The sequence below is a fragment of the Brevundimonas sp. genome, from assembly GCF_019636155.1.
Taxonomy (GTDB): Bacteria; Pseudomonadota; Alphaproteobacteria; order Caulobacterales; family Caulobacteraceae; genus Brevundimonas.
Map to the genome: position 1 here is coordinate 1 of NZ_JAHBYB010000031.1, position 5,857 is coordinate 5,857.

7 protein-coding genes are annotated in these 5,857 nt (G+C 69.8%); 3 read left to right on the plus strand and 4 right to left on the minus strand.

Translation table 11 applies throughout. The features are described from left to right. The first annotated feature begins 96 nt into the window (after positions 1 to 96). Both KF910_RS14100 and KF910_RS14105 read left to right on the plus strand, forming a co-directional pair. On the plus strand, positions 97 to 1,080 hold the full coding sequence (locus KF910_RS14100) for a type II secretion system F family protein (RefSeq protein ID WP_292264033.1): 984 nt from the start codon (positions 97 to 99) through the stop codon (positions 1,078 to 1,080). Between the two features lie 10 nt (positions 1,081 to 1,090). Beyond that, entirely contained in the window at positions 1,091 to 2,068 is a 978-nt protein-coding gene (locus tag KF910_RS14105) for a type II secretion system F family protein (protein ID WP_292264035.1), read from the plus strand. Positions 2,069 to 2,142: 74 nt separating this feature from the next. On the opposite strand, the gene KF910_RS14110 is transcribed toward KF910_RS14105, so the two are convergent. The 4 genes from KF910_RS14110 to argH are packed head-to-tail and all read right to left on the minus strand — an operon-like array spanning position 2,143 to position 5,539. After that, positions 2,143 to 2,571, minus strand: coding sequence for an SRPBCC domain-containing protein (locus KF910_RS14110; protein ID WP_292264037.1), 429 nt, complete (start codon positions 2,569 to 2,571; stop codon positions 2,143 to 2,145). A 40-nt stretch (positions 2,572 to 2,611) separates the two neighbouring features. After that, complete coding sequence (lysA, locus tag KF910_RS14115) at positions 2,612 to 3,895, minus strand: diaminopimelate decarboxylase (protein ID WP_292264039.1); 1,284 nt, start codon at positions 3,893 to 3,895, stop codon at positions 2,612 to 2,614. 7 nt (positions 3,896 to 3,902) lie between these two features. After that, a complete protein-coding gene (locus KF910_RS14120; RefSeq protein WP_292264041.1) occupies positions 3,903 to 4,139 on the minus strand; it encodes a hypothetical protein in 237 nt (78 codons plus the stop codon). Then, complete coding sequence (gene argH, locus KF910_RS14125; protein WP_292264043.1) at positions 4,136 to 5,539, minus strand: argininosuccinate lyase; 1,404 nt, start codon at positions 5,537 to 5,539, stop codon at positions 4,136 to 4,138. The genes KF910_RS14120 and argH overlap by 4 nt, the downstream gene beginning before the upstream one ends. Between argH and KF910_RS14130 the strand changes: the two genes are divergently transcribed. After that, the coding region (locus tag KF910_RS14130) for a TlpA family protein disulfide reductase (RefSeq protein WP_292264045.1) at positions 5,538 to 5,857 on the plus strand (320 nt) is incomplete at its 3' end. The genes argH and KF910_RS14130 overlap by 2 nt on opposite strands.

The window sequence follows — 5,857 nt, forward strand, 5'->3', positions numbered from 1 at the left end:
CCACCGCTCGACCGGCATCGCCCGGCCCCGCTTCTGGGACCGCGCGCGCTACTATGGGCTGGAGCGCGAACTGGCCGAGGCCCTGGACGCGGCGGAATGAGCGGCTTCCTGCCCATCCTGGCGGCCATACTGGCCTTCGTCACCATCGGCGGCATCGGCTGGGTCTTCGTCGGCGGCGACGATTCGGGCGCCCAGGCGGTCAAGCGCGCCCAGACCTTCAACCGGCCCTCGCCCCAGCTGGCGCGCAAACAGGCCCAGGCGGCCAATACGCCCGAGATGCGCCGCAAGCAGATCCTGACCCAGCTTCAGGAGGCCGAACGGCGCGAACGCAAGGCCCGCATGACCATGGCGGCCAAGCTGAAGCAGGCCGGCCTGTCGATGTCGCTGCGGACCTTCATCGTGATCAGCGTGGTGATGGGCGTGGTCGCCCTGGGCCTGGCCCTGTTGTTCGGACTGAACATCTTCCTGGCCCTGGGCCTGGCCCTGGTGTTCGGCCTGGGCCTGCCGCGCTGGACCGTCGGCTTCCTGGGCAAGCGACGGATGAAGAAATTCTCGGGCGAATTCGCCAACGCCGTCGATGTCATCGTGCGCGGCATCAAGTCGGGCCTGCCGGTCCACGACTGTTTCAAGATCATCGCCCGCGAGAGCCCCGCCCCCCTGGGGCCCGAGTTCCAGAAGCTGGTGGAAGGCATGGGGGTCGGCCTGACGCTCAGCCAGGCCCTGGACAAGATGTATGAGCGGATGCCGACGCCCGAGCTGAAATTCTTCGCCATCGTCATCGCCATCCAGCAGAAGACCGGCGGCAACCTGGCCGAGGCCCTGGGCAATCTGTCGGCCGTGCTGCGCGCGCGGCGGATGATGTCCGAGAAGATCAAGGCCCTGTCATCCGAGGCCACGGCTTCGGCCGGCATCATCGGCTCCCTGCCGCCGGTGGTGATGATGCTCGTGATGATCACCACCCCGGCCTACATGATGCTGCTGTTCACCGACGCCAGGGGCCAGTTCATGCTGCTGGGCTCGGCCGTCTGGATGGGGCTGGGCATCATGACGATGAAGAAGATGATCTCGTTCAAGTTCTGATGGGCCGGACATGAAACAGATCGTCGCCCTCTTCACCGACCCGCAGAGCCTGCTCAGCATGATCGTGGGCCTGCTGGTCTTCGCCACCGTCTTCACCCTGCTCAGCTCCCTGGGCGGCGGGGCCAGGCTGGACAAGCGGATGAAGGCGGTCGGCGAGCGGCGCGAGGAGCTGAAGCGCCGCTCGCGCGCGGCCATCGCCGGATCGGGCGGCCTGCGCCATACCGACGAGGGCTTCAAGAAACGGGTCGTCGACCGGCTGAACCTCAGCAAGCTGCTGGAAGACCCCAAGGTGGTCGAGAAGATGGCCCAGGCCGGTTTCCGCGGGCCGCGGCCGGTCACCACCTTCTACTTCTTCCGCTTCGCCGCCCCCTTCATCTTCCTGGGCGTGGCCGCCTTCTATCTGTTCGTGTTCAACGATTTCGGCCTGCCGGTGATGTCTCGGGTGACCGCCGTCGTGGCCGCCGCCGTGGCCGGCTACTATGCGCCGAACCTGTATCTGTCGAACCGGATCGCCAAGCGTCGCACCTCGATCATGCAGGCCTTTCCCGACGCCCTGGACCTGCTGCTGATCTGCGTCGAATCCGGCATGTCGATCGAGGCGGCGATCCAGAAGGTGGGCCAGGAGATCGGCGGCCAGTCCATCGACCTGGCCGAGGAGCTGACCCTGCTGTCGGCCGAGCTCAGCTATCTGCCCGAACGGCGCATGGCCTATGAGGGGCTGGCCAAACGCACCAACCATCCGGGGGTCAAGTCGGTGGCCACCGCCATGACCCAGGCCGAGACCTACGGCACGCCCCTGGGCTCGGCCCTGCGGGTGATGGCCAAGGAGAACCGCGACCTGCGTCTGGCAGCGGCCGAGAAGAAGGCCGCCGCCCTGCCGGCCAAGCTGACCGTGCCGATGATCGTCTTCTTCCTGCCGGTGCTGTTCGTGGTGATCCTGGGCCCTGCGATCATCAACATCCAGGACACCATGGCCAAGGGCGGCTGACCTCGCGGTCAACCGACGGGCCAAGGGCGGCTGACTTCACGGTCAGCCGAAGGGCCAAGGGCGGCTGACCCGCCTCAGCCCTCGGCCGCGCGCCTCAGGCCCTCGCCGATCTCGGCGTAGGCGGCCTTGATCGCCTGGCGATGGCGGTCGTGGAACAGTTCGCCGCGCAGGCCCGACAAGATGGCCCCGTTGGCGACGATGCAGCGGCCGGGCGCCAGCTCCTCGATCTCGAAATAGCGGATGGCGCGGAACAGCCATCCGCGACGCTCCATCCAGACCAGCTGGGCCATCGGCTGCCATTCGCCGACGCGGGCGGCGACGCGCCGTTCGGCCTGGCCGGGCAGGCGTTCGGTCAGTTCGATGGTCCCGCCATAGGCGATGGCGCCCGAGACCTGGACCTCATGGGGGTTCCAGCGTTCCCAGGCCCCCAGGTCGGCGATGATGTCCCAGATGAGCTCGGCGTCGGCCTGAACGCCCACGCGGCTTTCGATGCGGCTGTCCATGATCCTGCGTCTGGCACGGCCCGGCCGGTGGGTCCAGCGTTCAGGACGTCGTCAGCCAGGGTGCGCGCGGCTCTGCCGCCAGCATCTGCTCATAGGTCGGCCGGGGCCGCACCACGGCCCAGCGGTCGCCGTCCACCAGAACCTCGGGGACCAGAAGCCGGCTGTTGTATTCGCCCGCCATCACCGCCCCATAGGCGCCGGCCCCGGTGAAGGCGACCAGGTCCCCCGCCTGCAACGGCGCCAAAGGCCGGTCGCGCGCGAAGGTGTCGCCCGTCTCGCACACCGGCCCCACCACATCATAGGCCTGCTCGGCGCCCCCGCGCGGCCGCACAGGGACCAGGCCGTGGAAGGCGTCGTAGAGCGCCGGCCGCATCAGGTCGTTCATGGCCGCGTCCAGCACCAGGAAGCGCCGACCGTCCGACCGCGCGTTCACCTGGATCACCCGGCTCAGCAACACCCCGGCGTTGGCGGCTAGCAGACGTCCCGGCTCGAACGCCGCCTCGACCCCCAGCCCCTCCAGGACCCCGGCGGCCATGTCGACATAGGCCCGCACGTCCGGCGTCTCGTCCGTCTCGGCATAGGGGGCGGCCAGACCTCCGCCCAGGTCCAGCCGCTGGACCGTCATCCCCCGCGCCCGCAGCGTCAGGGTCATGTCGCGCAGCACCTGGAAGGCGGCCTTCAAGGGCGCCAGGTCGCGGATCTGGCTGCCGATATGGCAGGCCAGGCCCACGGGCCGCAGATGCGGCGAGGCGGCGGCCCGGGCGTAGAGGGCCAGGGCCTCCTGGACCGGGACGCCGAATTTGTCGCCGGCGCCGCCCGTGGTGATCTTGGCGTGGCCGCCGGCGCCGACATCGGGATTGACCCGGATGGCCAGGGTGGCCCGCACGCCCCGGCCCGCCGCGACGGCCGCCAGCCGGTCCAGTTCGACCTCGCTCTCGACATTGATCTGGCGCACTCCGGCGTCCAGGGCGAAGGCCAGTTCGGCGTCCGTCTTGCCGACGCCGGAGAAAATGATGCGGTCGGCCGGGATTCCCGCCGCCAGGGCGCGCCGGATTTCTCCCTCCGACACCGTGTCCGCCCCGCATCCCTCGGCCGCCAGGGTGGCCAGCACCGACAGGTTGGAACAGGCCTTGACCGCGAAGGCGATCAGCGGCTGGCCCAGGGGCCGCGCGCGCGCGTCGCAGGCGGCGCGCAGGACGCGGTAATGCCGCCTCAGGGTGGCGGTGGAATAGACATAGACGGGCGTTCCCGCCTCGGCCGCGATCGTTTCCAGGGAAACGGCCTCGGCGTGCAGGACGCCGTCCCTCGGCGCGAAATGATGCAAGGCGGGCTTACTGGGGCTCGCGGCCCGCCGCCGTGCCGCCGATCAGGTTCGGCGGGCCGCCGTCGATCGGCACCTGGCTGGACGGCCGGTTCAGGGTCGCGGGCTCGGGCAGGGCGGGGTCACTGGCGTCGCGGATGGCGCGCTCGGTCTGGCGCGGCCGCGGGGCCTCCAGATCGGCCATCCGGCCGCAGGCGGCGGCGCCCAGGGCCAGAATTCCCAGGGCGATGACGGTCTTGATCCTCATAGGCGCCTCCTCCAGTCCGCGATGCGCGCCCGGACCTGGTCCGGCGCCGTGCCCCCGAAACTCTGGCGGCTGGCGCAGGAAGCCTCAGGGCTCAGCACCTTGTAAACCGCCTCGGTGACGCCGGGTTCAAGCGTCTGCAATTCCGTCAGCGGCAGTTGCATCAGGTCCACGCCCAGGGCCTCGGCCCGCTTGACCGCCGCGCCCGTCACATGGTGCGCCCGGCGGAACGGCAGGTTCAGTTCACGCACCAGCCAGTCGGCCAGGTCCGTGGCGGTCGAAAAGCCCGACCCCGCCGCCACCCGCATCCGGACCGGGTCGGGACGCAGGGCCGCGACCATGGCCGTCATGGCGCTCAGCGCCAGGTCCAGGGCGTCGAACGCCTCGAACACCGGCGGCTTGTCCTCCTGCATGTCCTTGGAATAGGCCAGGGGCAGCCCCTTCATCACGGTGCTGAGCGCGATCAGAGATCCGGTGATCCGCCCGGTCTTGGCCCGCACCAGTTCGGCCGCATCGGGGTTGCGCTTCTGCGGCATGATCGACGATCCGGTGGTCAGGTCGTCCGGCAAGGTCACGAAGCCGAATTGGGGCGTCATCCACACCACGATCTCCTCGGCCAGGCGCGACAGGTGGCCTGCGCAGATCGAGGCGGCAGACAGGCTTTCCAGGGCGAAGTCGCGGTCCGACACGGCGTCCAGGCTGTTGCCCATGGGCCGGTCGAAACCTAGGGCCGTCGCGGTGGCGTGGCGATCGATGGCGAAGGGCGATCCGGCCAGGGCGGCCGCGCCTAGCGGGCATTCGTTCATGCGGGCGCGGGCGTCGGCGAACCGCCCGGCGTCGCGGCCGAACATCTCGACATAGGCCATCAGATGGTGGCCCAGGGTCACCGGCTGGGCGGGCTGCAGATGGGTGAAGCCGGGCATCAGGTCGCCCGCGTGCTGATCCGCCCGGTCCACCAGCGCCCGTTGCAGGGCTTTCAGCTGTTCGCCCGTGCGGTCGCAGGCGTCGCGCACCCACAGGCGGAAATCGGTCGCCACCTGGTCGTTGCGGCTGCGGGCGGTATGCAGCCGCCCCGACGGCTCGCCGATCAGTTCGGACAGCCGCGCCTCCACATTCATGTGGATGTCTTCGTACTGGTCGCGGAAGGGGAAGGTTCCGCCCGTGATCTCGGCCTCGATGGTCTCCAGCCCGCCCAGGATGGCCTCGCCGTCTTCGGCCGTGATGATCGCCTGGGCCATCAGCATGCGGCAATGCGCCCGCGACCCGGCCAGATCCTGCGCCCACAGGCGTTTGTCGACGCCGATGGAGACATTGATCGCCTGCATGATGTCGGCGGGCTTGGCGGAAAAGCGTCCGCCCCATAGGCTCTGGCCGGTCGGGTTGGCGTCGGAAGGGGCGGACATGGGCGGCTCGAAATGGATCGCGGTGATCGCGGGTGTGGTGCTGCTGGCGGGGGCCGGCGGCCTCGGCCTGCTATACGCGAACAAGGCCGGGCCGTTCAAAGGGTCCGCGCCCGCCGCCGCTCGATCCGAGGCGAAAAGCGACCTGGCCCGGTTCGCGGTCGGCCCTTTGGCGCGGCTGGAGACCCCGGCGACGCTGACGCCCGCACCCGATCATCCGTTCCAGGATGCAGAGGGGCGCGAGGTGCGCCTGGCCGATTTCCGGGGCCGGGTGGTGGCGGTGAACCTGTGGGCCATGTGGTGCGCCCCCTGCCGCACCGA

Excerpts from the sequence above, each read along its gene's own strand:
- KF910_RS14100 (WP_292264033.1), top strand. The coding sequence starts at position 97 with ATGAGCGGCTTCCTGCCCATCCTGGCGGCCATACTGGCCTTCGTCACC.
- KF910_RS14105 (WP_292264035.1), top strand. The coding sequence starts at position 1,091 with ATGAAACAGATCGTCGCCCTCTTCACCGACCCGCAGAGCCTGCTCAGC.
- KF910_RS14110 (WP_292264037.1), bottom strand. The coding sequence starts at position 2,571 with ATGGACAGCCGCATCGAAAGCCGCGTGGGCGTTCAGGCCGACGCCGAG.
- KF910_RS14120 (WP_292264041.1), bottom strand. The coding sequence starts at position 4,139 with ATGAGGATCAAGACCGTCATCGCCCTGGGAATTCTGGCCCTGGGCGCC.
- argH (WP_292264043.1), bottom strand. The coding sequence starts at position 5,539 with ATGTCCGCCCCTTCCGACGCCAACCCGACCGGCCAGAGCCTATGGGGC.